This is a genomic window from Psychrobacter sp. SWN149, assembly GCF_015864565.1.
Classification (GTDB): domain Bacteria; phylum Pseudomonadota; class Gammaproteobacteria; order Pseudomonadales; family Moraxellaceae; genus Psychrobacter.
Genome location: NZ_JADYWX010000002.1, coordinates 356,701 through 381,240, shown reverse-complemented (window position 1 = coordinate 381,240; position 24,540 = coordinate 356,701). Strand labels below are relative to the sequence as shown.

Annotated in this window: 21 protein-coding genes; 14 read left to right on the top strand and 7 right to left on the bottom strand. The window is 44.1% G+C overall.

Translation table 11 applies throughout. The annotated features are described in order from the left end of the window. Positions 1 to 90 precede the first annotated feature (90 nt). The 3 genes from I6E86_RS04335 to glpK all read right to left on the bottom strand — a co-directional run bounded on the left by I6E86_RS04335 (position 91) and on the right by glpK (position 3,696). Positions 91 to 1,113 carry an endonuclease/exonuclease/phosphatase family protein gene (locus tag I6E86_RS04335; RefSeq protein WP_197175604.1) on the bottom strand — a complete coding sequence of 341 codons (1,023 nt, stop codon included), beginning with the start codon at positions 1,111 to 1,113 and terminating at the stop codon, positions 91 to 93. 183 nt (positions 1,114 to 1,296) lie between these two features. Then, positions 1,297 to 1,809 carry a hypothetical protein gene (locus tag I6E86_RS04330; protein ID WP_197175594.1) on the bottom strand — a complete coding sequence of 171 codons (513 nt, stop codon included), beginning with the start codon at positions 1,807 to 1,809 and terminating at the stop codon, positions 1,297 to 1,299. Positions 1,810 to 2,064: 255 nt separating this feature from the next. Continuing rightward, complete coding sequence (glpK, locus tag I6E86_RS04325; protein WP_197175593.1) at positions 2,065 to 3,696, bottom strand: glycerol kinase GlpK; 1,632 nt, start codon at positions 3,694 to 3,696, stop codon at positions 2,065 to 2,067. Positions 3,697 to 4,339: 643 nt separating this feature from the next. Here glpK and I6E86_RS04320 point away from each other — a divergent pair. The 5 genes from I6E86_RS04320 to I6E86_RS04300 are packed head-to-tail and all read left to right on the top strand — an operon-like array spanning position 4,340 to position 10,731. Next, the gene (locus I6E86_RS04320) at positions 4,340 to 6,010 is read left to right on the top strand and encodes a TolC family protein (protein ID WP_197175586.1); all 1,671 of its coding nucleotides are present in this window, start codon (positions 4,340 to 4,342) and stop codon (positions 6,008 to 6,010) included. A 51-nt stretch (positions 6,011 to 6,061) separates the two neighbouring features. Beyond that, positions 6,062 to 6,952, top strand: coding sequence for a YihY/virulence factor BrkB family protein (locus tag I6E86_RS04315; protein WP_197175585.1), 891 nt, complete (start codon positions 6,062 to 6,064; stop codon positions 6,950 to 6,952). A gap of 48 nt (positions 6,953 to 7,000) precedes the next feature. Further along, the gene (locus I6E86_RS04310; RefSeq protein ID WP_197175583.1) at positions 7,001 to 8,200 is read left to right on the top strand and encodes an HlyD family secretion protein; all 1,200 of its coding nucleotides are present in this window, start codon (positions 7,001 to 7,003) and stop codon (positions 8,198 to 8,200) included. Positions 8,201 to 8,203: 3 nt separating this feature from the next. After that, the gene (locus I6E86_RS04305; RefSeq protein WP_197175581.1) at positions 8,204 to 9,529 is read left to right on the top strand and encodes an ABC transporter permease; all 1,326 of its coding nucleotides are present in this window, start codon (positions 8,204 to 8,206) and stop codon (positions 9,527 to 9,529) included. Then, a complete protein-coding gene (locus I6E86_RS04300; RefSeq protein WP_197175580.1) occupies positions 9,529 to 10,731 on the top strand; it encodes an ABC transporter permease in 1,203 nt (400 codons plus the stop codon). Before I6E86_RS04305 ends, I6E86_RS04300 begins: the two co-directional genes overlap by 1 nt. A gap of 100 nt (positions 10,732 to 10,831) precedes the next feature. On the opposite strand, the gene sthA is transcribed toward I6E86_RS04300, so the two are convergent. The 3 genes from sthA to I6E86_RS04285 form a co-directional block, all read right to left on the bottom strand. Continuing rightward, entirely contained in the window at positions 10,832 to 12,475 is a 1,644-nt protein-coding gene (sthA, locus tag I6E86_RS04295) for a Si-specific NAD(P)(+) transhydrogenase (RefSeq protein ID WP_194363019.1), read from the bottom strand. A 78-nt stretch (positions 12,476 to 12,553) separates the two neighbouring features. Then, the gene (locus I6E86_RS04290) at positions 12,554 to 12,955 is read right to left on the bottom strand and encodes a DUF4377 domain-containing protein (protein ID WP_194363018.1); all 402 of its coding nucleotides are present in this window, start codon (positions 12,953 to 12,955) and stop codon (positions 12,554 to 12,556) included. A gap of 67 nt (positions 12,956 to 13,022) precedes the next feature. Next, a complete protein-coding gene (locus I6E86_RS04285) occupies positions 13,023 to 13,919 on the bottom strand; it encodes a pyruvate, water dikinase regulatory protein (RefSeq protein ID WP_227669409.1) in 897 nt (298 codons plus the stop codon). A gap of 641 nt (positions 13,920 to 14,560) precedes the next feature. Here I6E86_RS04285 and ppsA point away from each other — a divergent pair. From ppsA to I6E86_RS04245, 8 genes are all read left to right on the top strand, one after another. Then, positions 14,561 to 16,945, top strand: a complete 2,385-nt coding sequence (gene ppsA / locus I6E86_RS04280; protein WP_197175578.1) for a phosphoenolpyruvate synthase — start codon at positions 14,561 to 14,563, stop codon at positions 16,943 to 16,945. A 114-nt stretch (positions 16,946 to 17,059) separates the two neighbouring features. Beyond that, positions 17,060 to 18,034 (top strand): RDD family protein, encoded by a 975-nt coding sequence (locus tag I6E86_RS04275; protein WP_197175576.1) that lies wholly within the window; start codon positions 17,060 to 17,062, stop codon positions 18,032 to 18,034. 288 nt (positions 18,035 to 18,322) lie between these two features. Beyond that, positions 18,323 to 18,727 (top strand): 30S ribosomal protein S6, encoded by a 405-nt coding sequence (rpsF, locus tag I6E86_RS04270; RefSeq protein ID WP_045446907.1) that lies wholly within the window; start codon positions 18,323 to 18,325, stop codon positions 18,725 to 18,727. A gap of 16 nt (positions 18,728 to 18,743) precedes the next feature. Continuing rightward, on the top strand, positions 18,744 to 18,974 hold the full coding sequence (gene rpsR / locus I6E86_RS04265; RefSeq protein ID WP_010198808.1) for a 30S ribosomal protein S18: 231 nt from the start codon (positions 18,744 to 18,746) through the stop codon (positions 18,972 to 18,974). 24 nt (positions 18,975 to 18,998) lie between these two features. Beyond that, positions 18,999 to 19,502, top strand: coding sequence for a 50S ribosomal protein L9 (gene rplI, locus I6E86_RS04260; RefSeq protein ID WP_197175574.1), 504 nt, complete (start codon positions 18,999 to 19,001; stop codon positions 19,500 to 19,502). A gap of 351 nt (positions 19,503 to 19,853) precedes the next feature. Continuing rightward, positions 19,854 to 20,093, top strand: a complete 240-nt coding sequence (locus tag I6E86_RS04255; RefSeq protein WP_197175572.1) for a hypothetical protein — start codon at positions 19,854 to 19,856, stop codon at positions 20,091 to 20,093. 320 nt (positions 20,094 to 20,413) lie between these two features. Continuing rightward, positions 20,414 to 21,772: a GntP family permease gene (locus I6E86_RS04250; RefSeq protein WP_197100199.1), complete on the top strand. Its 1,359-nt coding sequence runs from the start codon at positions 20,414 to 20,416 to the stop codon at positions 21,770 to 21,772. Positions 21,773 to 21,839: 67 nt separating this feature from the next. Next, the gene (locus tag I6E86_RS04245; protein ID WP_197175570.1) at positions 21,840 to 22,976 is read left to right on the top strand and encodes a glycerate kinase; all 1,137 of its coding nucleotides are present in this window, start codon (positions 21,840 to 21,842) and stop codon (positions 22,974 to 22,976) included. Between the two features lie 64 nt (positions 22,977 to 23,040). On the opposite strand, the gene I6E86_RS04240 is transcribed toward I6E86_RS04245, so the two are convergent. Next, complete coding sequence (locus I6E86_RS04240; RefSeq protein ID WP_197175568.1) at positions 23,041 to 23,910, bottom strand: LysR family transcriptional regulator; 870 nt, start codon at positions 23,908 to 23,910, stop codon at positions 23,041 to 23,043. A 106-nt stretch (positions 23,911 to 24,016) separates the two neighbouring features. Between I6E86_RS04240 and I6E86_RS04235 the strand changes: the two genes are divergently transcribed. Then, positions 24,017 to 24,517 carry a lactoylglutathione lyase family protein gene (locus I6E86_RS04235; RefSeq protein WP_114700921.1) on the top strand — a complete coding sequence of 167 codons (501 nt, stop codon included), beginning with the start codon at positions 24,017 to 24,019 and terminating at the stop codon, positions 24,515 to 24,517. The last annotated feature ends 23 nt before the right edge of the window (positions 24,518 to 24,540 follow it).

Here is a 24,540-nt window from a genome sequence, read left to right as displayed (position 1 = left end):
CTTGCACACTATCAAGCAAGGGGCATAAATGGGTTAAAAACACAGTATCGGGTCATAATTTTCGTCAACTAACACTCTATCAATAGACAGTTAGTCGTTGATTTTGATTTTCGCTCTTATAATACCATGATCAGTCACTCTATCTGCATAATCCCACTTCAAATGGTCATTAAAATAGTCTACTCTTTCAACTTGACCGAGCGAGAATTTACTATCAGGCAAAAATTCTTCTGATACAAACAGCTGATCGATAATTTCCGGCATACCTTGATAGATATGGGTATAAGCCACATCTTTCATCCAACCATAACGAGCCTGAATACGAGCTGCATCAAAAAGTGCGACATCACGCAACCCTTTATCGTAGTTCACCTCACCCGTTTCAGTCATTAACTGGGTAGTCACACTGTTTGTGACATCATTCATATCGCCCAATAAGATCAGTGGCTCACGTGTGTGGTACAACCGCTCCATGATAGACATCCGAATAGAAGCAGCTTCCGCAGCTCGCATACACAAGCTGCGGAGCTTGGCACGAACTCGTATATTTGGATCATCCATATCTTCTAACAAGTGACCGTTTTCATCTCGTAAGAAAAAAGCACGCTTACTTTTCAGATGGGCTGTCACAATGGTGATTGGTTGACCATACGCATCTACACGTACTACTAGCGGCGGACGGTTGAAACGTTGATAAGGGCCGATATCGGGAATATCGATCACTGCTTTGGGCTCAATATCCTCTAGCAGGCTGGTCTCTAATCGCTCAAATCGGCTAATAATACCAACGGCTGGTGTATTCTGTGCGCCCTTTCCTTGAGTGTGTGGACTTGCACTATCATTACTTGCCAATGGAATCACTACATTTTCTGCTTTAAAGCCTAATGATATCGCCAACGCTTCAAGTGCTTCGCTGTCCCACACTTCTTGCACTGCAATGATATCTGCATGTGCTTTAGATAACAATTCCGTCATACCCTGCAGCTTATGCTTATAAGCTTTGTCATCATAAGCTGGTGCATTTTCGTAATAGATTCTGTTAGGATTGGCAAAATTCAGCAAATTGGCTGTCGCTATATAAAATTGCTTGCTACTACCAGTATGATTACTCATAGATCACCTATTACCTTTAGTATTATAATACATAATATTCATTTATATGTATACAAAGTAAATGTTATAACCCCAAAAAACCTCCAAGGTTTTGCCTTGAAGGTTCTGAGATAATGTAAGTATTTTGCATTGAAGCAACCCGCTAACAGCGTTCACTTGATGACAATAAACAATGATAAAGCGTTACGATATACGGTTCCATGCATCACGTGATGCTTGACGTGCTTCATTCCATTCCATGCGAGATTCGCCTTTTACTTCATGCCATGAACGCTCTAAATCTGCTTCATGATCTTCAAAGCGGGCGTCTGCTGGATAACGAGCGCGGTTAGCATACCCTACCGCATAGGCTGGATGTAGATCACGCTCAAAGTCATGAGCATCTGTATAATAATCAGCGTTTGCGTGCTCTGCACGCCAATAGGCTTCCTCGTGTGTCGGATCAATCGCTTCAGCTGCGGCATGACCTGCACCCCCACCAACAATAGCGCCAATAGCACCGCCGATTAATGTCCCTAATGGGCCTGCCATCGTACCGATAGCTGCACCTGCTGCTGCACCGCCTACGCCACCTATCCCTGTACCAACTGGATGCGAGCCTGGCTCACCAGTGATAATATCTGCGTTTAAATCTTCTTTTGTCTCTTTAGACATATGTTTTACTTCACTGCGATCGATAGCATCATGGTTACTCATAGTATTATCCTTAATTATTTATTGTCTATTTGATTATTTTATGACTAAAAATTTATATCGGTGAATCCAAATAGAGTATAAGGATTTATGAGCAGATACAGATAGTCTACTAATGTAAACTCTGTCCATATTGCGATTATTTTGCGTTACAGCCTGTATCTTTATCCATTACTTGTATGAGGGTGTCATACATTGAGTAACCATTGGTGTACAGCGTTATTGTTCTAGACATAACACTGAATACATACATTGATGCTAGATAGGCATCAACGATCTTGCGATGGCTCGTTGCCATTTATCTAAATGTTGATCACGCGCATCCGCTGATATGTTTGGCTCAAACACCCGATCTACTTGCCATGAGGATTGCATCGTTGAGTCATCGTACAGTCCCGTTTTTAACCCAGCGAGCAACGCTGCACCCTTAGCAGTGATTTCTGTGTCTTTTGGACGCAGCACAGGAACGTCCAATAAGTCCGCTTGAAACTGCATGAGCAAATCATTATTTGCAGCGCCGCCATCTACTCTGAGTTCCGTCAATGGATGAGGACTGTCCTTTTGCATAGCAATGAGCACATCATAAGTCTGATAAGCCACTGCTTCTAACGCGGCACGGGCGATATGGGCTTTAGTAGTACCGCGGCTCATTCCCGTGATACTAGCACTAATATCAGAGCGCCAATAAGGTGCGCCAAGCCCTGTAAACGCAGGGAGTAGCACCACATCCTCGCTACTGTCCACTTGCCGTGCTAAGTCCTCGACCTCACCGCTTTGTTGAATCATGCCTAGGTTGTCCCGCAGCCATTGGACGATAGCACCTGCCATAAACACACTGCCTTCTAAGGCATAAGTCACTTCTTTTTTGGGTGGCTGCAGCATTCGTTTGCCTGACTGCACGATTTGATCAAACGATAAATTGTCTGGACGCGTTGGCGATGTTTTCCGTTGCCATGCGATGGTGGTTAGCAGCTTATGCTCACTCAGTTTTGGCTGCTGACCGATATTCATGAGCATAAAACAGCCTGTGCCATAGGTGTTTTTGGCCATGCCAGCTTTTAGACAACCCTGTCCGAACAGTGCTGCTTGCTGATCCCCTAGTACGCCCTGAATGGGTATTTGTTTTGCAAACAAGCCTTTTTTGGTTTTACCAAAATCTCCATCAGATGGTAGTACTTTGGGTAATATATTCATGGGTATAGTAAAGCGGTCACATAGGGTCTCTGACCATGCCAGCTTATGAATATCAAACAACAATGTACGAGAGGCATTGGTCACATCAATGACGTGCTCTCCGCCCGTGAGCTTATATATCAGCCAACTGTCAATCGTACCAACGGCTATCTCACCTTTACTGGCACGCACTCTAAGCGTGGGATTGTTTTCGAGCAACCATGCAATCTTACTGGCACTAAAATAGGGATCTAACCGTAACCCTGTGATGCGCTGAACGTCTTGTGCCATATTGGTTTGGTGATCCTCTACGCTCGCGCTGTTACGAGGATGTTCGCTGAAATCTTTACCCTTCCCTTCGACGCGTTGATTGGCCATTGTTTTACAATAGCTGGCCGTTCGCCTATCCTGCCAAATAATGGCTGGTGCCAATGGCTTACCAGTGTTCCTATCCCACATCACAATAGATTCGCGCTGATTGGTAATCGCAATACTACTGACATCGGTAGCGAGCAAACCTGCCCGATTGATCACATCGTGAGCACAGCTGATCTGTGTTTGCCATATCTGCTGCGCGTCTTGCTCCACAAACCCAGCGCTTGGCGTCTGTAGCGTCGTTGGCTGCTGCACCATTTTGATAGGACGCGCATGGTCATCGTATAATATTGCTCGACTCGATGTGGTTCCTTGGTCCAACGCCAAAATATATCCTGCCATGACACGCATCCTTTACTAAAATTGTTTATTCTATTTGATGACAAACCAGTGATGATTTATTATTTGCTTATGAACTACTTTCTTATGAACTATTAGCTTATAAATAATGATTGATGGACAACGTACCGCAATTTGCGATAAAAATATTTAAACAAAAACAGCTTTATCTAATCCTACAAGACATGATAACCAATATCTTAAGGCATGATAAATAGTCACTATCATATTACTTATAAACAAGTATTTATAAAACTAATCGAATCTCTATCATAGCGTGGCTAAAGACACAATAGAAAACGTGAGAATACTAAGCATTGACCCGTCACCATTGTGGCTTTACAGTGTACACCTTGTTATCAATGAACTGCTTTTAGCGCGTAAATGACAATGAAACATGTCAGCTAGCGACTATGAAATGACCTATAATTATTAAACAGCTTGTAATAGCAAAAATTTCGATATAGTGGATTCAGTTTAAAAGAGAGTCAAGGCAACCGAGTGCAGATGTATATGTGATACTTCAAGCGAGGTTAACGCTGTCGCTCTTTTATAAAGGATTGACTATATTATGAGCGCTGACATTGATTGATGTTATACCTTATTTCATCATACCTGATATTCTAATTAACGGCTTATACGACTTATGAAATTCACTTTATCCGTGCTGCCTACTGCTATGATGACCGCTGCACTTATCAGTGTGCCTGTAGCGACTTATGCCAATACTGAGGCTAGTACTGATGCAGACCTCCCTGGGTTGCAGGATAAAGTGACATCAATGGCTGTCACACAAATCGTGGATGTGGACAATCAAGTCAATAATGACGCAATGGTAGCATCCAATCATCAAGCACCCAATGGCTACGAGACGACCGAAAAACAAACCTTAGATACTCTAATCGACCCTATCACCCATAAAGCCGTCGATAATAGCTATCCATTAGAGGTTTCGAGCTTTTTAAGCTTAGAACAAGCGCAAAAGATTTTAGTCCAAGTCTCACCCAAAATAGCAGCCAATCAAGCAGCCATCGCTGCCAGCGAATATCAAACGGATGCACTCAGAACCATCGATAACCCGCTCGTATTCGCTCGTGTATCAGCCAGCGCCTACCATTTAGACGAAGATATAGACTTATCTTCTCTTAGAAATGGGGTTGTTAATGGGGTCAATAATACCGTCGACAGTATTACCCCTGCTATTCCAGACTTACCAAATTTTGGTGAGCTGGTCGGTGAGCGGATACCTGATTCTTATAACATCAAACGTTCAGGGTCAACGACAGGTGCCGGTATTGGCGTGGCGTGGCCCATTTATACTGCTGGGCGAGCAGAAGCCTTAACTGGTGCCTCAGATGCACGTACCCAAGAAGCAGTGGCCGATAGCATACTCGATACAAACACGCTTTATAATACGTTAATAGAGCGCTACTTTAAGGCACAATTGGCCATTATTGCCGCTTATCTGCGCGAAGATGCTTATGACACATTACAACAGACTGACCATATGGCAGAGCGTTTGTTTGAAGAAGGTTTTATCTCACGTGTCGATAGATTGGAGGCGCAGTCTGCGCTTGCTGATGCCAAAAGCGAATCGGTCAATGCCAATAATGACGCGCGTCTAGCCATGATTGCGCTACAACGACTGCTACGTACCGACTACCGTATTAAACCGACCACGCCTTTGTTTGTCTCTAGCAGCCCTCTACCAGATGTCAGCTACTTTCAAGACTTGGCACTCAATAATCATCCAGGTCTACAGAAGGTCGCCGCCAAACGCGCTCAAGCACAGCAACTGCACGCGCTATCAGATACGGGTTATAAGCCGACGGTATTGCTATATGGTTATGGTCAGCTTGAAAAAGACCCGAGCTGGGTCGCTGGTATTTCTGCCAGTTGGAAACTGTGGGGCGGGCTCGACAAAACCGCATCATTGGCGTCAAGCAATGCTCAGATACGCCAAGCCGATCTGTCTGAGATAGAAGTCAGTGACAACCTGCTACTGCTGGTAGAAAAAAACTGGCACGATGTCAATAATGCCCAGTCACGCTATCAAGCATTACAAAGCAATGTTGATTTGGCAGCAGAAGTGCTACGCTTGCGCCGCTTAGGACTACAAGAAGGCGTGAATACCACGGTCGATGTGGTACAAGCCCAAACGCAATCGCTTAAAGCACGGACTGAACAAGCTCAAGCAGCTAATAGTTACGTACAGTCATTGGCCGCCCTGATGCAAAGCTGCGGGACGCCGCTTGCTTTTAACGCGTACCTCAATGCCGCTGACATTCAACTGCCAACTTTATATACTGAACAATGATTTAATATAAAAATCATTACTCTTATCTACCCTATTGTGAATACCTGTTTTATGAATAAACTACCCCCTAAGCTAATGCCTAAGTTAACGCCTCAATTAATAGGCAGGTGGCTAAAGACTTTGCTAGAGACATGGCGTATCGCAAACAATTCTAACGTTTGGGCACATTGCGCAAGCGTCGGTTTTTTTGGTTTTTTATCCATTTTTCCAGTGATGGCAGTGTTTGTGCTTATTTATGGTCTCGCGTTTTCACCCGCTGAGATGCAGGAACAGATTGCTGTTTTGCAGCCATTTATACCTGATACTGTCTATGACGTTCTCAATTCACGCCTAACGGACTTGGTCTCTAGTACAGCATCTGCGCTTACTTTTAGTCTGATTTTATCGACTTTTCTTGCTCTTTATGCGGGCTCAAAAGGCATCAAATCGTTGATTATTCTTATCAATCTTGCTTTTCATATCACTCAAGAGCGCAGCTTTTTACAAGGTACTATTCGAGCAGTAAGTTTGACCTTTGGGGCAGTGGTGGTATTGATCATAGCGGTCTCCTCTATCGCTATCATTCCTCTGGGGGCAGCCTACTTTCCCTTCCCTCAAATAGCCAAAAGCATTGCGCTTTGGAGCAGATGGCCCATATTGGCTGCTATCATATTTTTCAGCTTTTTGAGCCTCTATCGCCTAGCGCCAAACCGTGACGGCGTGGCACTAAAACAACTGGCACCAGGCGCTGCTCTGGCGACTGTTTTTTGGATTGTCTTGTCCATACTATTTTCGTTTTATGTACAGAACTTCAATAATTATAGTGCTGAGTTTGGTGCGCTTTCAGCAGCGGTTGTCATTATGCTGTGGCTATACTATTCAGCATTTATCGTCGCTTTTGGGGCGATTTTGAATTCTGAAGCCCTAGAAAACACCAAACCTCATGCTGTTCGAGTGTACTAGTCACCAACCCCTTATTCTCAACTTTGCTGCTTTAGGAATCTCACTGTCATGACTGAATTTCCACATGAATCAGACGACTCAAAAAAACCCGCTGATTCAACCGAGTCAGTGACCTCTCGAGAGGGTCAGGCTTCGGTCGATCCTGTAGAGGATGCGTCTGCTGCTGAACCAGAGCAGCCTACGCCTACTTATAATCGCGGCGATTCTAAAGCTGATAAGTCTGCCCGTATAAAAAAGGCGTTACTTGCCCTGTTTATATTGATGATCCTTGGTGCAATTGCATATGGCCTGTACAAAAGCAGTCAGCACAACGAGCCGGAAGTCATTACGCTCCAAGGGCAGATGCAAATGCAGCAAACATCCATCGCAGCAAAAGTGCCCGGACGTATTGCTCAGATCATGGTGACAGAAGGTGATACCGTAACGGTAGGTCAACAATTGATTGAGATGGACTCGCCTGAAATCAACGCTAAGATCAATCAAGCACAGGCTGGCAAGCAAATAGCGCAAAGTCAATTGGACAAAGCAGAAAACGGGGCTCGCCCGCAGGAAATCGCACAAGCGAAAGCCGCTTGGCAAGCCAATAAGGCCGCATCCGACTTGGCAGAAAACACTTATCAACGCGTCAATCGCCTGTATGAAGAAGGCTTAATGGCTCGGCAAAAGCGTGATGAAGCTTATGCCCAATACCTTGCCACGCAAGATCAAACAGAAGCGGCACGCTTACAGTATGATTTGGCATTAGAAGGTGCACGCAGTGAAGACAAGTCAGCCGCCACCGCACAAGTGGCACAAGTGGATGCCCAGCTAGATGAAGCAATGGCTGCCAAAAAAGAGGCCAATCTAAAAAGCCCTATCGCTGGTGTTGTTGATAATGTTATTGTCAGCGCTGGAGAAGTCATTGGTCAAGGGGTGCCACTTTTAACGTTGGTGGATACCAATGACCAATGGGTGGTGCTCAACGTCACTGAGTCTTATCTGAATCAGTTCGCGATTGGTCAAACGTTTACGGGCACTATCCCTGCATTATCGTCAGCAGACAAGCCTTATAGCAAACTGTTCACTGTCTATGCGACCTCGACCTTATCTGACTTTGCTACTTGGCGCCCAACCAATAACGACGATGGTTTTGATGTACGTACGTTTGAGGTAAAAGCGCGACCGACTACGCCTGATGCCCGTATTCGCTCAGGAATGAGTGTGGTGGTACGCATCAATGCCACGCCTATCAATCAGAACCAAGAGTAAGCCATGCGTTTAGGTCAATTGGGTCAGGCTTTTGTACGCAGTGCAGCCTACGAGCGGCGCTTTCTGACCAAAAATCATTGGGACTTTAGCATGGTGGTGTGGATACCACTGGCAACGGTGCTTCTGGTTTGGTGGATATTTTCACAGACTCAGATTACCGATCTGCCTATTGGGGTCATTGATCAAGACAACAGCGCGGTGGCCAATACGGCTGTACGCTATCTCGAAGCCAGCCCTACGCTGACAGTCAGACAGCTTTACTATTCCCAAGCGGAAGCAGAGGCGGCCATCTTGCAACGTGATATTTATGCAGTTGTGATTATTCCTGAGGATTTTTCGCGTAATATTTTATCCAATAAGCCTGCCCCCTTAATATTGCAAGTAAACGCGCAATACGGTACGCACTCTGGCATTATTCAAGCGGGTGTCCAAGCGGTCGCCAGCACAATATCGGCAGGGGTTGAGATAAAACGATTGGTCAAGCAAGGGGTTGCCCAATCGCAAGCCATGACTGCTTACACACCCATCAGTATTCAACGTATCAGTCTGTTCAATGCGGCCACCAATTATCAACAGTTTCTAGCATCCACCGTGATACCTGCCCTGCTACATATATTGGCAATGGTCGTGGGAGCGACCACCATCGGTCGCGAGCTACGTGATAAGAATATTGGTCGCTGGTATCGGTTTATCGATACAGCCACTCCTGACTTGACCTCGTCTAATCCTGCTGCGACAACCTCGTCTAGGACAACATCAGTGCTGAAAACTAAGCAAGGTGGCGGAGACCTTACTGCCTTATCAGCACGCTCCAAAACGCCTGATTCTGTCAGCATCTCGGTGCTACTATTTGGTCTGTTGGGAAAATACTGTTGGCCCATATTGGCTTACAGCTTGTGGTCAGCGTTGATATTATGGCTTGCAAACCCGAATCAAACCACGAGCATTACGTCGCTCATCGCAGTCTATATCGGCCTGTTATGCCTAATAACTCTGTCGTTTTGGCTGGGTGCTATTTTTACTCTGAACTCTTTTTCATTGCGTATGGGTTTGTCCACCACTGGTTTTATTTCAGCGCCTTCTTATGCCTTTGCTGGCGTGACTTTTCCTTATATTGCGATCAGTGACAGCGCACAATACTGGTCAAACGCCCTGCCACTAACGCATTACCTTAAGCTCCACATTGCACAGTTGCAAATGCAAGCACCTATTGCCGTATCCTTACCCATCGTCTATGGACTAGGGTTTGCCACCATAACGGCGCTACTGCTTACCACATTATTGACCAAGCGCGCATTGACACATCCTGAACGTTGGGGGGCACGCTAATGTCTAAACCATCAAACACTCAGCATCGAACAACCAAGTCGGCCATTCCGCCAGCATCACAATCGTTTTGGACAAGCTTTATCCAAACGTTTAAAGATGTCTTTGGGGACAAAGGTGTACTCTTGATGTTGATTATTGCCCCTATTATTTACGGTTTTTTCTACCCTTGGCCTTACTCGAGTGAAATAGTTAACCATGTGCCAGTTGGCATCATTGACCAAGACAACAGTAACCTATCACGCACTATTATTCGATATGCCAGTGCCAGTCCCTATCTAGATACTAATCAGCTGATTAACGAGCAAGCTGCCAAAGAAGCCCTATGGTCCGATCAAATCGCAGGCTATATGATTATCCCGGCGGGCTTAGAGCAGCAAGTACTGTCAGGAGAACAGGCGCATGTCAGCGTACTTGGCAATGGCGGCTATTTTATTTTGAACAAGAACCTACAATTGGGATTCTCTAAAGCAGTTGGTACCGTTTCAGCAGGCATTAAAGTCAAGAAAAGTATCGCTAAGGGGGCTTATGCACACACCGCAGCACAGAACACTCAAGCTGTGCCATTACGGATTATGCCACTGTACAATCAAACCGAAGGTTATGGCGCCTATGTGGTGCCAGCTGTCTCGGTTATTATCTTACAACAGACGCTTTTGATGGCAACAGCCATGCTGATTGGCACATGGTATGAGCAGCGCCGCCATGCTGCGAGTATACGTGGTTGGCTCGGACGTATCGGAGCGCTGAGCTCATTGAGCTTTATCGTTGGTTGCTTTTATTATGGCTGGGCATTTGAGCTACACCATTATCCACGCGGGCAAAATATGCTCGGTACACTGCTGTTTTTAGCACTCTTTTGTCCGACGGTGGCCACCCTTGGCTGCGTGCTGGGGCTATGGTTCAGGCAGCGTGAGCGCAGCATGCAGATCTTAATATTTGTCTCACTACCGATATTTTTCTTGAGTGGCTACCCATGGCCAGCAGAACAGTTGCCTCAAGTGCTGCAAGTGGTCCGCTGGATCTTTCCAACCACGCCTGCGATCAACACCTCGGTACAGCTCAATCAAATGGGCGCCAGTATCTCTCAAGTCGCCGTCGGATTTTATGCACTCGCTGGTTTATGGCTATTTTACTTTGTGCTACTATTATTTTTACGCGAGCGGATACCGCAAAAAAGAGCGGTTTATAGCGGTCAAAAATAATTCCGCTTAGTAGCCCCACAAAAAAGCGCCTGCTAATAGTAGCAGGCGCTTTTTTATTGAAATGATCGTATAAGTCTAAATGTTCAATCATCTTTAGGATTTAAAACACTCGGTTCAAACCGTTCAATGCCGCCACACGATAGGCTTCTGCCATCGTTGGATAGTTAAAGGTCGTATTGACGAAATACTCAAGCGTGTTGTTACACTTCATGACCGCCTGTCCAATATGGATAATCTCTGAGGCGTGATTACCATAGCAGTGAATCCCTAGAATCTCTAACGTCTCACGATGGAATAGGATTTTGAGTACGCCCGTACGCTCACCAATGATTTGGGCGCGTGCCAGATGTTTAAAGAACGCCTGACCTACTTCATATGGGACTTTTTCATCCGTGAGCTCTTGCTCGGTTTTGCCGATACATGAGATTTCAGGAATCGTATAAATACCAGTTGGTACGCTAGATACGGGTTCAGCATCGCTATCGCCAACCATAAAGGCAGCTGCACAGCGTCCTTGGTCATAAGCCGCTGATGCTAATGATGGCCAACCGATCACATCCCCTGCTGCATAGATGTTATCGACGTCCGTACGATAAGTGTCATCAACTTTTAGCTGCCCACGGCTGTTCGCCTTTAGGCCAATAGCTTCTAGGTTTAGACCTTCGGTATTACCTGAGCGTCCGTTTGACCACAGAATTGCATCTGATTTGATTTTTTTACCACTTTTGAGATGCAGAATGACACAGTCATCATGGGTTTCAAGATGATCGATCTCTTCATTACTGCGAATAAGCACACCGAACTGTCTAAAATCGTGTGCAATCGCATCACTGATTTCGCTATCAAGATAGTTGAGCAGCTGATCTTGGTTGTTAATCAAATCAACCTTATAACCAAGACCCGTAAAGATAGAAGCATACTCACAACCAATCACGCCAGCACCATAAATAATGATTTTTTTAACGATATAATCCATTTGTAGAATTTTATCAGAGTCAAAAACGCGCGGATGATTGAAGTCTAAAATGTCCGGTCGATACGGACGACTACCCACCGTTACAATAGCTTTGTTAAAGGTGATGGTCTCAAACACATTGTCATCGGTTTCAATACGCAGGGTGTGTTTATCGACAAAACTGCCCCAACCCTGGATCACTTCAATACGGTTGCGCTCATAAAACCCTGTGTGGGTATTGACTTGACGACGTATCACTTGACGCGCATTGGCAAGCACTCTATTGAGCGGCACTTGCTTATATTCCATCGCCTTAGTGAACATTGGATCACGGCGAAAGTTAATCAAGTTAAAGACCGACTGGCGCAGTGCTTTACTAGGAATGGTTCCTACGTGAGTCGAGTTGCCGCCCACCTGATCACGCGGATCAACGACGACGACTCGCTTGCCAGACTTGGTGAGTTTCATAGCAGCCGCTTCACCAGCAGGCCCTGCTCCCAATATCACTACATCATACTCATACTTGTGATCATCGCTTTTTAGACGACGAGAGTCTTTGGCAAAACCAGATTTGATATCAATGCGGGTGTCATCAAGCGGATTGATAAGGTCAGGATGGTGCATGACGTCATCTGTGACTTGCTCATGAGTTTGTTCAATTCTTTGTTTTTTGTCTTTGCCTTCGGTATGCTCAGGGTTAGGCGTGCGGCCGTTTTCTTTATTGGATACTTCGGTATGAACGTCTTTACCCGTATCATTGGTCGCGTCGCTTGCACTTTTACTTACCATGATGCCCTCTTTGTATTTATTAGATAGATATTGAGACAAATAAATGAATCCATGTAGATGTAAATCAGATTCGCTATACTAAATCGTGCCCACCATACGTTGTGACAGTATGTTTTGCAATGTCCAATGGCCAGTAGCGCTTTGCTGTCCTTCATCGATTTGTGGGCGCGCGCTGATCACATATTCCGTACCAAGGCTGGGGGCAAAGTCATCAATCCAGTCGTAAGGGATTTGGAACACGCTGCCATCTCTTGATTTGGCAAGCAGACACTGCATCGGTAAGGCAGATTCGCACGCCACACGGTTTGGCATGATGGTCAACGTCTGCGCCTCGCCCAACACCACACTTGGTATATAACGCGGCTCAGGTACTGGATCCTTTGCAAACGGTGACGTTTGACAAGCACTCAATAAAGCGGTCGCACTCAACAAGCCTGCCAATAATAACGGTGCCTTGCTAGACTGATAAAATGAAATCATAAGATTCTCTGCATAATGATGTTGTGTTAAGTAGCATGTCTTCGTTACTGTTTTTATTGATACTCAATTAACCAATACGGCGCTTGAGACCGGTTTTCTGTAAGATACGTGTGGCGATCTCTTCAACAGACATCTCAGACACATCCAAGCTTGGAATACCGTGCGTAATATAGATGCCCTGTATCGCGCGCTGCTCTTGTTGGCATTGCTGATAGCTCGAGTAACGGCTGCCTGCACGGCGCTCTTGACGGATTTTTACCAAGCGATCGGTGTCGATCAGCAAGCCAAACAGTTTGTCTTTGTGCTCACGTAAGGCTTTAGGTAGCTGGTTGTCATACAGATCATCTTCGGTCAAAGGATAGTTGGCCGCTCGAATGCCGAACTGTAATGCTAAATATAGCGATGTTGGCGTTTTGCCAGAGCGTGACACCCCAACCAAAATAATATCGGCGGCATTATAATGACGTGTACGCGCACCATCATCATTGTCCAAAGCGAAATGAACCGCATCGATACGCTCTTTGTACGTTTCAGAGTCCACATTGTCATGGGCATGACCTGAATGTCCATCTGGCTCTACCCCAGTCTCTTCTGCGACACGGCCAATCAAACCTTCATACATATCCAAATTACAGCTTTGTGCCGCATTAATTTTTTCACGGATATCAGGGTTAACAATCGTATCAAATACTAAGGGCAAAAATCCGTCCCGTTGATAGGCCATATTGATTTGCTCAACGGCATCTTCTGCACGCTCAATACTATCCACATAAGGCAATACGCGTGTCTCAAAGGGTATTGAAGCAAACTGACTCAAAATAGCACGGCCAAGTGTCTCAGCCGTAATGGCTGTCCCATCTGAGATAAAAAAGGCTGTTCTGACGGTTTGAGAGCTGTCCAAATTCAGTGCATGACGATTTTGGATAGTGGACTTGACTTGTTCAGATGGATTGCTTGAGTACATAACGTTGACACCTCGGTTGAAAACTCAATAATAATCTTTATTTCACTAGAATATTTCTGACTGAGTATTAGTCTGTCTTATTTTAGGGTTGACATATTCGGAATTAGCACGCTTTCACATACTACAAGTATGGTCATTTACACTGCCTAGCCATGCGCTACATTATACGCATATTAGCACCCTAATAGAAATCAATGTTACCCCTGTACAATTGAGAACCAACACAGATTTTAGTTTCATTACCTTATCTTATTTGCTCTTTATCAAACGATTGACTGACTATAATGAGCTAAATAACGATAAGACAGATAAAAATGCCAATGCTAGTGCCAATGCTGATGATATACCAAAAATGTTCGACCAGTTTCACGACTGTTTGTTACTTAACATTATGGTCCAAAAAACAGCTAAATTCTGCTTCCATACCTAGTCAATCGCTTATCTAATTATTACTATTGCTGATATTTTGCTCATACTTAGATAGTCAAATATTAGGACAGCTGCTATAAATTATGTAGCGAATCCCATAATTTGTATATTTTTAACAAGTTTTTTGGTCAAACCCCTCGAAATTCTCTAAATATGGCGGTATAATCCACCGTTATAATCCTTACTAAATAACCTTATTTTCTGGAGTTATCATGGCAGCGCAATCTACAGCACTTGTAATCAATCTTGATCAGCTAGGAAAAGACGACATTGAGATGGTCGGCGGTAAGAACGCCTCATTAGGTGAAATGATCAGCCATTTGTCTGATTTGGGTGTTAGTGTTCCAGGCGGATTTGCCACCACGTCAAATGCATTTAACCGTTTTTTGAACGAAACTGGCTTGCTTGACAAGATCAACAGCGAACTAAAAACGCTAGATGTTGACGATGTCAAAAAACTTGCAGAAACGGGTAAAAAGATTCGTACTTGGATTATTGAGCAAGAGCTGCCAAAAGATCTTGAGCAAGAAGTGCGTCAGTCATTTGAAACCATGAGTGGCGGCGAAGACATCGCTGTTGCCGTGCGTTCTTCTGCCACTGCCGAAGATTTGCCAGATGCCTCGTTTGCTGGTCAGCAAGAGACATTCCTAAACATTCGCGGTATTGATAACGTCCTGATTGCGATTAAAGAAGTATTTGCGTCACTATATAATGACCGTGCTATCTCTTATCGTGTCCACAAAGGGTTTGAGCACGAAGGCGTTGCATTGTCTGCTGCCGTACAGCGTATGGTACGTTCAGAAACTGGCGCTGCTGGTGTGATGTTCACACTTGATACCGAAAGTGGTTTTGATCAAGTGGTATTTATCACGTCAAGCTACGGCCTAGGCGAAATGGTCGTACAGGGTGCGGTTAACCCAGATGAATTCTATATCTCAAAACAATTGCTAGCCAACGGTAAACCGTCAGTTATCCGCCGTAACCTAGGCAGCAAGCATAAGAAAATGGTTTATGGCGATGAAGGCAGCACTGCCAAATCAGTCAAAACTGTCGATGTTGAAAAACAAGATCGTATGCAGTTCTCGTTATCTACTGAAGAGCTGACCTCACTTGCCAAACAAGCCGTAACGATCGAAAAGCATTATGGCCAAGCGATGGATATCGAATGGGCTAAAGACGGCGATACTAACGAAATCTTTATCGTTCAAGCACGTCCAGAAACGGTTAAGAGCCGCCAAGACAGTAATGTCATGGAGCGTTATATCATTGACACCACCAACGCAAAAGTATTGTGTGAAGGTCGTTCAATCGGTCAACGTATCGGTTCAGGTAAAGTGCGTATCGTTAGCAACCTAAACGAGATGGACAAAGTACAAGAAGGCGACGTACTGGTATCAGACATGACTGATCCGGATTGGGAACCAGTCATGAAGCGCGCTTCTGCCATCATCACTAACCGTGGTGGCCGTACCTGTCACGCGGCTATCATCGCGCGTGAGCTAGGTGTTCCAGCCATCGTTGGTTGTGGTAATGCAACTGAGCTATTGGTTGATGGTCAAGACGTGACCGCTTCTTGTGCTGAAGGTGATACTGGTTTCATTTATGAGAGCCAAATCGACTTTGAAGTACAGACCAACTCTGTTGAGTCTATGCCAGATCTTGCGTTCAAAGTCATGATGAACGTTGGTAACCCAGATCGTGCATTCTCATTCACGCAAATGCCAAACGAAGGTATTGGTCTTGCGCGTTTAGAATTCATCATCAACCGTATGATTGGTGTGCATCCAAAAGCGTTGCTAAACATGAACAGCTTGCCACGTGAAATTGCACAAGCTATCCAAGAGCGTATCGCTGGTTATGCGTCACCTGTTGACTTCTATGTTGATAAATTGGTTGAAGGTATCTCAACCTTAGCCGTTGCCTTTATGGATCAGCCAGTCATCGTTCGTATGTCAGATTTTAAATCTAACGAATACGCAAACTTGCTAGGTGGTAAGCTATACGAGCCATCAGAAGAAAACCCAATGCTTGGTTTCCGCGGTGCGAGTCGTTATGTGTCTGACAACTTCCGTGACTGCTTTGAGCTTGAGTGTAAAGCGCTAAAACGTGTACGTGACGAGATGGGCTTGACCAACGTCGAGATTATGATTCCTTTCGTACGTACCGTTGGCGAAGCAGCACAGGTCCTCGAGTTACTTGAGAAAAATGGTCTCAAACGTGGCGAAAACGGTCTGCGCATCATCATGATGTGTGAACTACCAACCAACGCCCTATTAGCTGAAGAATTCCTAGAATACTTCGATGGTTTCTCAATCGGCTCTAACGATTTGACTCAGTTGACGCTTGGTCTAGATCGTGACTCAGGTATCGTCTCTCACCTATTTGATGAGCGTGACCCTGCTGTTAAGAAACTGTTATCTATGGCTATCGATGCTTGCCGTAAGCAGAACAAGTATGTCGGTATCTGTGGTCAAGGTCCATCAGACCATCCAGATCTAGCGTTCTGGCTCATGGAGCAAGGTATCAGCTCAGTTTCATTGAACCCTGATTCTGTACTAGATACTTGGTTCTTCTTAGCTGGTGAAGAAGCAAAGTAAACCATTAGATTGAATTCTAACGGTCATTCACACAGTCACTAAAGATACCACCATTAGGGTCTATTTGATTTTTTCAAATAGACCCTAATATAATGTATCAAGACATGACTAACTATGCAGGCAATTATGCAGATTTTCCTTGCTCGAAATAACGTACAAGCTGGCCCATATGATTTGGCTCAGCTCAATATCATGCTGGCATCTGGTGAAGTGTTTCTGGATGATTTGATGTGGCATGATGGTTTGGGTCAGTGGCAACGCGTCGGTGACTTAACCAATAATCAAACGGTTTATAGACCGACCAGTGCTAACACGCCTGAAGTAAATGACTCTATCATTAATAATGTGACCGTCTTCCCTGAAGATACTAACAAAGCAAAAGATGATAAGTCAGTATCGTTAGATAGACTATATGGCAAGCCTGAACGTCCTAAAAACGTGAAAGCCGATATGACGAACAATCGTCATCAAACGCCGCATAACAATGTATCGTTGAGCAAAACTACTGCCAAAAAAACTGCTGCAGACAAAGTCGTCGGCAATGTGGTACTTGCGCCTATCATGTCACGCATATTGGCAACCGCGCTTAATGGTCTATTGTACATATTGGCCATACTGCCATTAGTAATGGCATTGACCAAAATGGATGTGGATTATAGTAAATTCCAAAACATTCAAGATATGGACGCCGCTTATCAGTACTCAATGACGCTCATGGAAAGCCTTCCTAGTAGCACATTGATGATGTCACAGGTAATGGTTTTTGGTCTATTTGCACTGCAGCTGGTATTTATTACCATGCGTGGTCAATCACTAGGTAAAGTCATCACTGGTATTCGGGTCGTCGATCAAACCACACACCGTTTACCTTCGTTTATTAAGCTGATTGGTACGCGTACGCTACTGCTATTTATTATCTATAACTTACTATTTTCATTTACCAGCTTTTTAGGTTTTGTGATTATCGCCATTCATTATTATATGGCATCAAAAAGTCCTGAAAATATCGGCTGGCATGACAAACTTGCCAAGACCCTGGTAGTAAAAGCAGACAGCAGTCAGTTGGTAAAAAAATCTAAATCTGAGTAACTGTATTTTCAGTTATCAGTGATATCGCTAATTATATTTTTAAAAAAGCTGCGTACCATCGCGGCTTTTTTATTGAGCAAAACCCATCTATTTTCTTTTTATATTTTATTGACAGTGCATTAGTGATTAACCTTTGTGTTAATTGTTAAGTACTGTTATAATACGGCGCTTTATAAACTAAGCTTATTCCTCATTATTTTTTATAAAATTTGTAGGATTTAGGCTTACCTTATAAATCTCCTTGCTATTAACATAGGGTTAATAGCTACTAATCCGTAAGGAGTCATAATGCGACATTACGAACTGGTGTTACTTGTACACCCAGACCAAAGCGACCAAGTGGTCGGCATGGTTGAGCGCTACATCAAGTTAGTTCAAGACAACAACGGTGTTATCCATCGTTTAGAAGATTGGGGCCGCCGTCAATTGGCATATCCAATCAACAAGATTCACAAAGCTCATTACGTTCTTTTCAACATTGAAACTGACGGTGAAACTTTAGCTGAACTTGAAGAATTATTCCGTTATAACGACGCGATCATTCGTAGTCTAGTTATGCGCCGTGACGACGCTGTCACTGAAGAGTCGCAGTTAGCCAAGAATGCCGATGAAAAACGCGCACGCAAAGCAACTACTCGTCGTCCAGACAGTCGTGAAAACGATAATGACGACAACGACAACAGTGAAGACTAATTAAAGGAGAATACTCATGGCACGTTTCTATCGCCGTCGCAAATTCTGCCGTTTCACTGCTGAAGGCATCACTCACATCGATTATAAAGATGTTGAATTGCTAAAACAGTATATCAGTGATAATGGTAAAATCGTACCAAGCCGCATTACCGGTACATCTACTAAATATCAGCGTCAACTAGCTACTGCTATCAAGCAAGCTCGTTATTTATCGCTACTTCCATACACTGATAACCATCAGGGTTAACCGTTAATTAACTAGGAATGACTCATGCAAATTATTTTGTTACAGCGTATCGTCAACCTTGGTAAACTCGGTGAAACCGTCGATGTGAAACCAGGTTACGGACGTAACTTTCTTATCCCTTTGGGTAAAGCACTACCTGCTACTAAAGCTAACATTGAAAAGTTCGAAGCACGTCGTGCTGAACTTGAAGCTGAAGAAGCGAAAGAAGTAGCTGTTGCTCAAGAACGTGCTGATGCATTGACTGACGTTAATGTTATCATGCGTGCTAAATCAGGTGACGAAGGCAAGCTATTCGGCTCTATCGGTACTCGCGATATCGCTGAAGCATTGACTAACTCAGGTCTAGAAGTAGACCGTGCTGAAATCAAGCTTCCTGAAGGCACTTTACGTCAAGTTGGCGAATACAATGTTGATATTCAGCTACACCATGACGTTACTGCTAGCATCTTAGTGACTATTCTTTCTGAAGATAGCAACGAAGATTTAGCTGACGAAGAAGAAGCTGGCGAAGACTATTCTGAAGAGTAATTTTCTCGATAGTTAGGTTCAGTTCTAAAAAAACCAGTGACTCAATGTCGCTGGTTTTTTTATGCGTGCTATTTTTGGCTTAGAGTTATATATAAGCCACTCATATTATTAATCCATGCAGCTCTATCACGCTGAATTAGGATTTTATATATCACCAAACAGCTTAGGATTCTCGAAAAACCTATTGCTTGGATAGCGATGTTATCCATGCAATATTGTAGTAACTAAATGCAACAACTTACTTAAAAATGCTATACCAGACAACAAGATACTGCCTATATAATCCTCTTTATTATCATTAGCAGAATTGATAATCTACTGCTATCTTATGGACTGCTAGGGCGCAAGAATATGAAAGAAAATAATGATATCCATACTGATGATAAGCTCATCTGTACCCAAGGTAATGAATACTATGCCGAAGGCGAAGTTTATACGGTCGGTAGAATCGTCAACGACAAGTACTTTCAGCTGCTGACCAGTGGCAATGATGACCATTGGTACGCCACATTAGATGATCAGGGCATTTATGTTAGTTTTGGCACTTTGATAGCCGGAGATAATAAAGCATTTTTTGACCAGATTGCTTAAAAATAGACCTCACTAAAAATACTATCTTGATAACAATAATAATTTAGATATTAGTACTCATAGCTCAGTTAAAACTGGTCATTATAAATGGCCAGTTTTTTTGGTTTAAGAATGATAGAAGTAACGATACAGCATATAGAATGGTCTCACAAGGAACCTCAGATGCGCTTGGAAAATGACCGATAACAGCTTCTCTTCCTTAAATTTATTTCCTAGTCGCGTCTATTTGCTATAAAATATGCCCCTTTAAAATTTCGTATCGTTATTGATGCCTGTTCGCGTGAATAATCCATTAAGATATAAACCATATTGAGACAGTGATGATTGTATTTTGGCTTGTGCTGACCATTCTTTTTATTATTTTCGCTACCGCAAAATTAAAGTGGCATCCTTTTTTAGTGTTAATTCTGTCTGCTTTCTTGGTTGCACTCTTTTACCAAGTACCGCTTAATACTGTCGCCAAGACAATCTCTGATGGCTTTGGTGGTATCTTAGGTTATATCGGTCTAGTGATTGTATTCGGTACCATTATCGGCTTAATCCTTGAAAAAACTGGTGCTGCTATCGTGATGGCAGAAACCGTTATCAAAGTGTTGGGGCCACGCTTCCCTACTCTGACTATGTCTATCGTCGGTGCAGTCGTGTCAGTACCTGTATTTTGTGACTCAGGCTACATCATCTTAAACTCTTTAAAAGAGACCTTAGCTGAGCGTTTAAAAGTTTCTAGCGTGGCCATGAGTATTGCCTTAGCCACGGGCTTGTACGCAACACATACTTTCGTACCACCGACACCTGGTCCGATTGCAGCGGCAGGCAACTTAGGATTAGAGTCTAATCTAGGTTTGGTCATCATGGTCGGTGTGGTCGTGACAGCCGTTGCTGTATTGGCGGGCTGGTGGTGGTCTAATCGTTTTCTGAATGTGATGCCTGATAATATAGATGCGCTGGATGCACCAGCAGCGACGTTACCTGAAAACATGAAAACGCGTGATGACTATAGCAATATGCCGTCAGCAACGATGGCATTTTTACCTATTATCGTTCCTATCGTATTGATTTGCTTATCGTCTGTTGCCAACTTCCCAAGCGCACCGTTTGGTAGTGGTACGTTGACAGACATCTTAGTATTCATTGGTAATCCACTAACGGCACTGCTCATTGGTCTATTTTTATCATTCTTACTTATTAATACTGAGCAAAAAACACAGCAGATCAGCGACAGCATCTCACAAGGTTTGGTAGTCGCAGCTCCTATCTTATTGATTACTGGTGCTGGTGGTGCATTTGGTGCCATGCTAAAAGTGACACCAATCGGTGACTATTTAGGTACGACATTGTCTGCATTAGGACTGGGTATCTTTATGCCATTCATCGTCTCTGCTGCACTAAAGACTGCGCAGGGCTCGACCACCGTAGCGCTAGTCACCACCTCTGCGATGGTTGCACCGTTATTGGATCAAATTGGTCTAGACAGTGAGCTGGGTCGCGTATTTTGTGTGATGGCAATTGGTGCAGGCGCTATGACTATCTCACATGCTAATGACAGCTTCTTTTGGATTGTCAGTCAGTTTAGCCGCATGAGTGTGTCACAGGCATACAAAGCCCATTCAATGGCAACTGGTATTCAAGGTGTGACCAGTATTGTGTTTATCTGGCTGTTGACCTTAGTATTTATTTAACAGTGTTCATTTAACACGTTCGCTAAAATATCCAGAAAGACGTTCAAAAATACCCAGAGAGACATTCATGAAGATTTTAATCGCCCCCGACTCGTTCAAAGAAAGCTTAGAAGCACTGGATGTTTGCCGTGCTATCCAATCTGGTTTTAGTCAGGTGTTTCCAAATGCTGACTATACGCTATTGCCGATGGCAGATGGCGGCGAAGGCACCTCTGCGGTATTGTCTTATGTATTGGGCGGACGCTGGAAAGACGTTAGAGTACATGATCCTTTAATGCGACCGATCACGGCTAAATACTTGCTATTACCGGATAATACTGCCGTTATCGAGATTGCTCAAGCTTGCGGATTACATTTGTTAAAGGCGACAGAACGCAATCCTGTTACTACCAGTAGTTATGGTGTTGGTGAGCTGATTGCTGATGCTTTGGACGAAGGCGCCAAACGTATCATCATTGGCCTCGGTGGTAGCGGAACCAATGATGCAGGTCTTGGCATGCTCATGGCACTGGGTATGACATTTCATGATGTCAATGACAGCTTGCTCACTCATGGTGGTGGCGCACTTGCCCAGCTGAATAGGATTGATAATCGTCATCTTAATGCAAAGGTTCTCGATACGGTATTTGAGGTTGCTTGTGATGTGACCAACCCACTATGCGGACTATTGGGCGCGAGTGCCGTGTTCGGGCCGCAAAAAGGCGCTTATCCAGAGCAAGTCAACGAACTGGATAAGGCACTCAGTCACTTTGCGGCTGTGTGCGACCAGCAAGGCTATGATGAGTGTCAAAATGTCGAGGGTGCAGGAGCCGCTGGTGGTCTTGGCTATGCGATGATGACGTTTTTTAACGCGCAGTTAAAATCAGGGTTTAACACCGTCGCCGAAGTGGCTCATTTGTCAGAGCATATCGCTGATGCTGATCTGGTCATCACAGGTGAAGGCAAACTAGACGTGCAGACTGCCATGGGTAAAGTGGCAGGCGGTATCAGTCATATCGCTAAAGCCAATAATACGCCTGTCATCGCCATCTGCGGTAGTGTAGACGGTCTAAAACCTGCGCAAACCAGCCAATTCGATGTCATCATGCCAAGTATACAAAAGATAGATACTCTCGATAATGTGCTGAGTCAGGCTTATGACAATATCGAAACGACAGCAGCCAATATTGCGGCGGCCATCAAATTAGGTCAATCAATGGCATAATGCAGATTTATAATTTATAGTCAGCGCATGTATCCATTGATACTATATCGACCTTGCTCTATTTCTATAGCCATTTTTTTACTTCATTAATGACAGTATGCATTCTATTAGAGAGTGCCTGCTGTCGTCTTATGGCAAGATATAGCGTCTCGCTAACGGCAACGGGCAGATAGTGACTGTGAATAAGCTCAGGCTTTGGATAAGCAGCCACTGCGTGTGCAGGTAGCACGGTAAAGCCTATTCCTCTACTGACGGGCTCTAAGATTAAACCTATCTGATTAGAAAAGCCTTTTTTCTCAAAGTCATTAATATGCTGGAATTGCTCATAATTAGCAGTTAGTAGCATGCCTGCATGATGTGCACCATCTGGATGATCAATAAATCCAAGCTTGATGAGCTGCTCCCAACTTGGCTCTACTGTAGCCGCAGGTGTTACTAGTATTAATGCTTCTTGAGCCACTGGCTTACAACTCACTGTCTCGTCACCTGAGATATCCGTCATAAAACCAATATCAATCTCGTGATTTGCCAGTGCTCGTTCGATATCAGCATTGGGTGCAAAGCGATAATCAATCACTAGATTCGGATGCTGCTGCTGTAGTGTCAACAGCTGCGGATACAGCTTAAGCCCCACGCTACCCGGTGACATCAGTCGCACCAATCCTTCATAAGGTGGATCCTCACCAATACGCTGCTCTAGATTTGATAAGCGCTGTAATATCTCGCCTGCTTCTTTATAGAGCTGCTCACCTGCATTGGTCAATGAGAACTGCTTTCCTTGTCGAATCAGCAAGTCAATCTCTAGCTGCTCCTCTAGCTTACTTATGTGTTGGCTGACACCGGACTGCGTCATATATAGACGTTCAGCCGTACGAGTAAAGTGACCGACGTCAACAAGCGTACAAAAAGTACGTAACCATGTGATATTTATCATTACGTTTCATAATTATTTATATAATATTTGATAATTTTACATAATTACGGTGCATTTGTATACTGACTCCACGTTAAAGAAAACGCACATCAAACAGGAGCACAATATGAACAACGTTTATCCAAGAAGCTTTTCGCACATCGGTCTTTCAGTCCCTGACCTGGATGCAGCCGTAAAATTTTATACTGAAGTAATGGGTTGGTACACCATCATGGAACCTACTGAGATTGTCGAAGATGACAGTGCCATTGGTGAAATGTGTACCGAAGTATTTGGTGCTGGTTGGGGCAGCTTCCGTATCGCTCATCTATCTACTGGTGACCGTATCGGTGTTGAGATTTTTGAATTCAAAAATCAAGAAGATCCTGAAAACAACTTTGAATACTGGAAAACAGGTATCTTTCACTTCTGTGTTCAAGATCCAAATGTTGAAGAGTTGGCTGAGCGTATGGTTGCAGCAGGCGGTAAGAAACGTATGGAAAAACCACGCTACTACTACCCTGGTGAAAAGCCATATCGCATGATTTATATGGAAGACCCGTTTGGCAACATCGTTGAGATTTATAGCCACAGCTATGAGCTTATCTATAGCGAAGGCGCATACTAATCTCAGTGTAAATACAGCTTAAT

What these genes read in the sequence shown, in the direction of transcription:
- I6E86_RS04290 (WP_194363018.1), bottom strand. Translation starts at nt 12,955, where the DNA reads ATGATTTCATTTTATCAGTCTAGCAAGGCACCGTTATTATTGGCAGGC.
- rpsF (WP_045446907.1), top strand. Translation starts at nt 18,323, where the DNA reads ATGCGACATTACGAACTGGTGTTACTTGTACACCCAGACCAAAGCGAC.
- I6E86_RS04255 (WP_197175572.1), top strand. Translation starts at nt 19,854, where the DNA reads ATGAAAGAAAATAATGATATCCATACTGATGATAAGCTCATCTGTACC.
- I6E86_RS04275 (WP_197175576.1), top strand. Translation starts at nt 17,060, where the DNA reads ATGCAGGCAATTATGCAGATTTTCCTTGCTCGAAATAACGTACAAGCT.
- glpK (WP_197175593.1), bottom strand. Translation starts at nt 3,696, where the DNA reads ATGGCAGGATATATTTTGGCGTTGGACCAAGGAACCACATCGAGTCGA.
- I6E86_RS04330 (WP_197175594.1), bottom strand. Translation starts at nt 1,809, where the DNA reads ATGAGTAACCATGATGCTATCGATCGCAGTGAAGTAAAACATATGTCT.
- I6E86_RS04305 (WP_197175581.1), top strand. Translation starts at nt 8,204, where the DNA reads ATGCGTTTAGGTCAATTGGGTCAGGCTTTTGTACGCAGTGCAGCCTAC.
- rpsR (WP_010198808.1), top strand. Translation starts at nt 18,744, where the DNA reads ATGGCACGTTTCTATCGCCGTCGCAAATTCTGCCGTTTCACTGCTGAA.
- I6E86_RS04300 (WP_197175580.1), top strand. Translation starts at nt 9,529, where the DNA reads ATGTCTAAACCATCAAACACTCAGCATCGAACAACCAAGTCGGCCATT.
- I6E86_RS04335 (WP_197175604.1), bottom strand. Translation starts at nt 1,113, where the DNA reads ATGAGTAATCATACTGGTAGTAGCAAGCAATTTTATATAGCGACAGCC.
- I6E86_RS04245 (WP_197175570.1), top strand. Translation starts at nt 21,840, where the DNA reads ATGAAGATTTTAATCGCCCCCGACTCGTTCAAAGAAAGCTTAGAAGCA.
- ppsA (WP_197175578.1), top strand. Translation starts at nt 14,561, where the DNA reads ATGGCAGCGCAATCTACAGCACTTGTAATCAATCTTGATCAGCTAGGA.
- I6E86_RS04235 (WP_114700921.1), top strand. Translation starts at nt 24,017, where the DNA reads ATGAACAACGTTTATCCAAGAAGCTTTTCGCACATCGGTCTTTCAGTC.
- I6E86_RS04315 (WP_197175585.1), top strand. Translation starts at nt 6,062, where the DNA reads ATGAATAAACTACCCCCTAAGCTAATGCCTAAGTTAACGCCTCAATTA.
- rplI (WP_197175574.1), top strand. Translation starts at nt 18,999, where the DNA reads ATGCAAATTATTTTGTTACAGCGTATCGTCAACCTTGGTAAACTCGGT.
- I6E86_RS04285 (WP_227669409.1), bottom strand. Translation starts at nt 13,919, where the DNA reads ATGTACTCAAGCAATCCATCTGAACAAGTCAAGTCCACTATCCAAAAT.
- I6E86_RS04240 (WP_197175568.1), bottom strand. Translation starts at nt 23,910, where the DNA reads ATGATAAATATCACATGGTTACGTACTTTTTGTACGCTTGTTGACGTC.
- I6E86_RS04250 (WP_197100199.1), top strand. Translation starts at nt 20,414, where the DNA reads ATGATTGTATTTTGGCTTGTGCTGACCATTCTTTTTATTATTTTCGCT.
- sthA (WP_194363019.1), bottom strand. Translation starts at nt 12,475, where the DNA reads ATGGTAAGTAAAAGTGCAAGCGACGCGACCAATGATACGGGTAAAGAC.
- I6E86_RS04320 (WP_197175586.1), top strand. Translation starts at nt 4,340, where the DNA reads ATGAAATTCACTTTATCCGTGCTGCCTACTGCTATGATGACCGCTGCA.
- I6E86_RS04310 (WP_197175583.1), top strand. Translation starts at nt 7,001, where the DNA reads ATGACTGAATTTCCACATGAATCAGACGACTCAAAAAAACCCGCTGAT.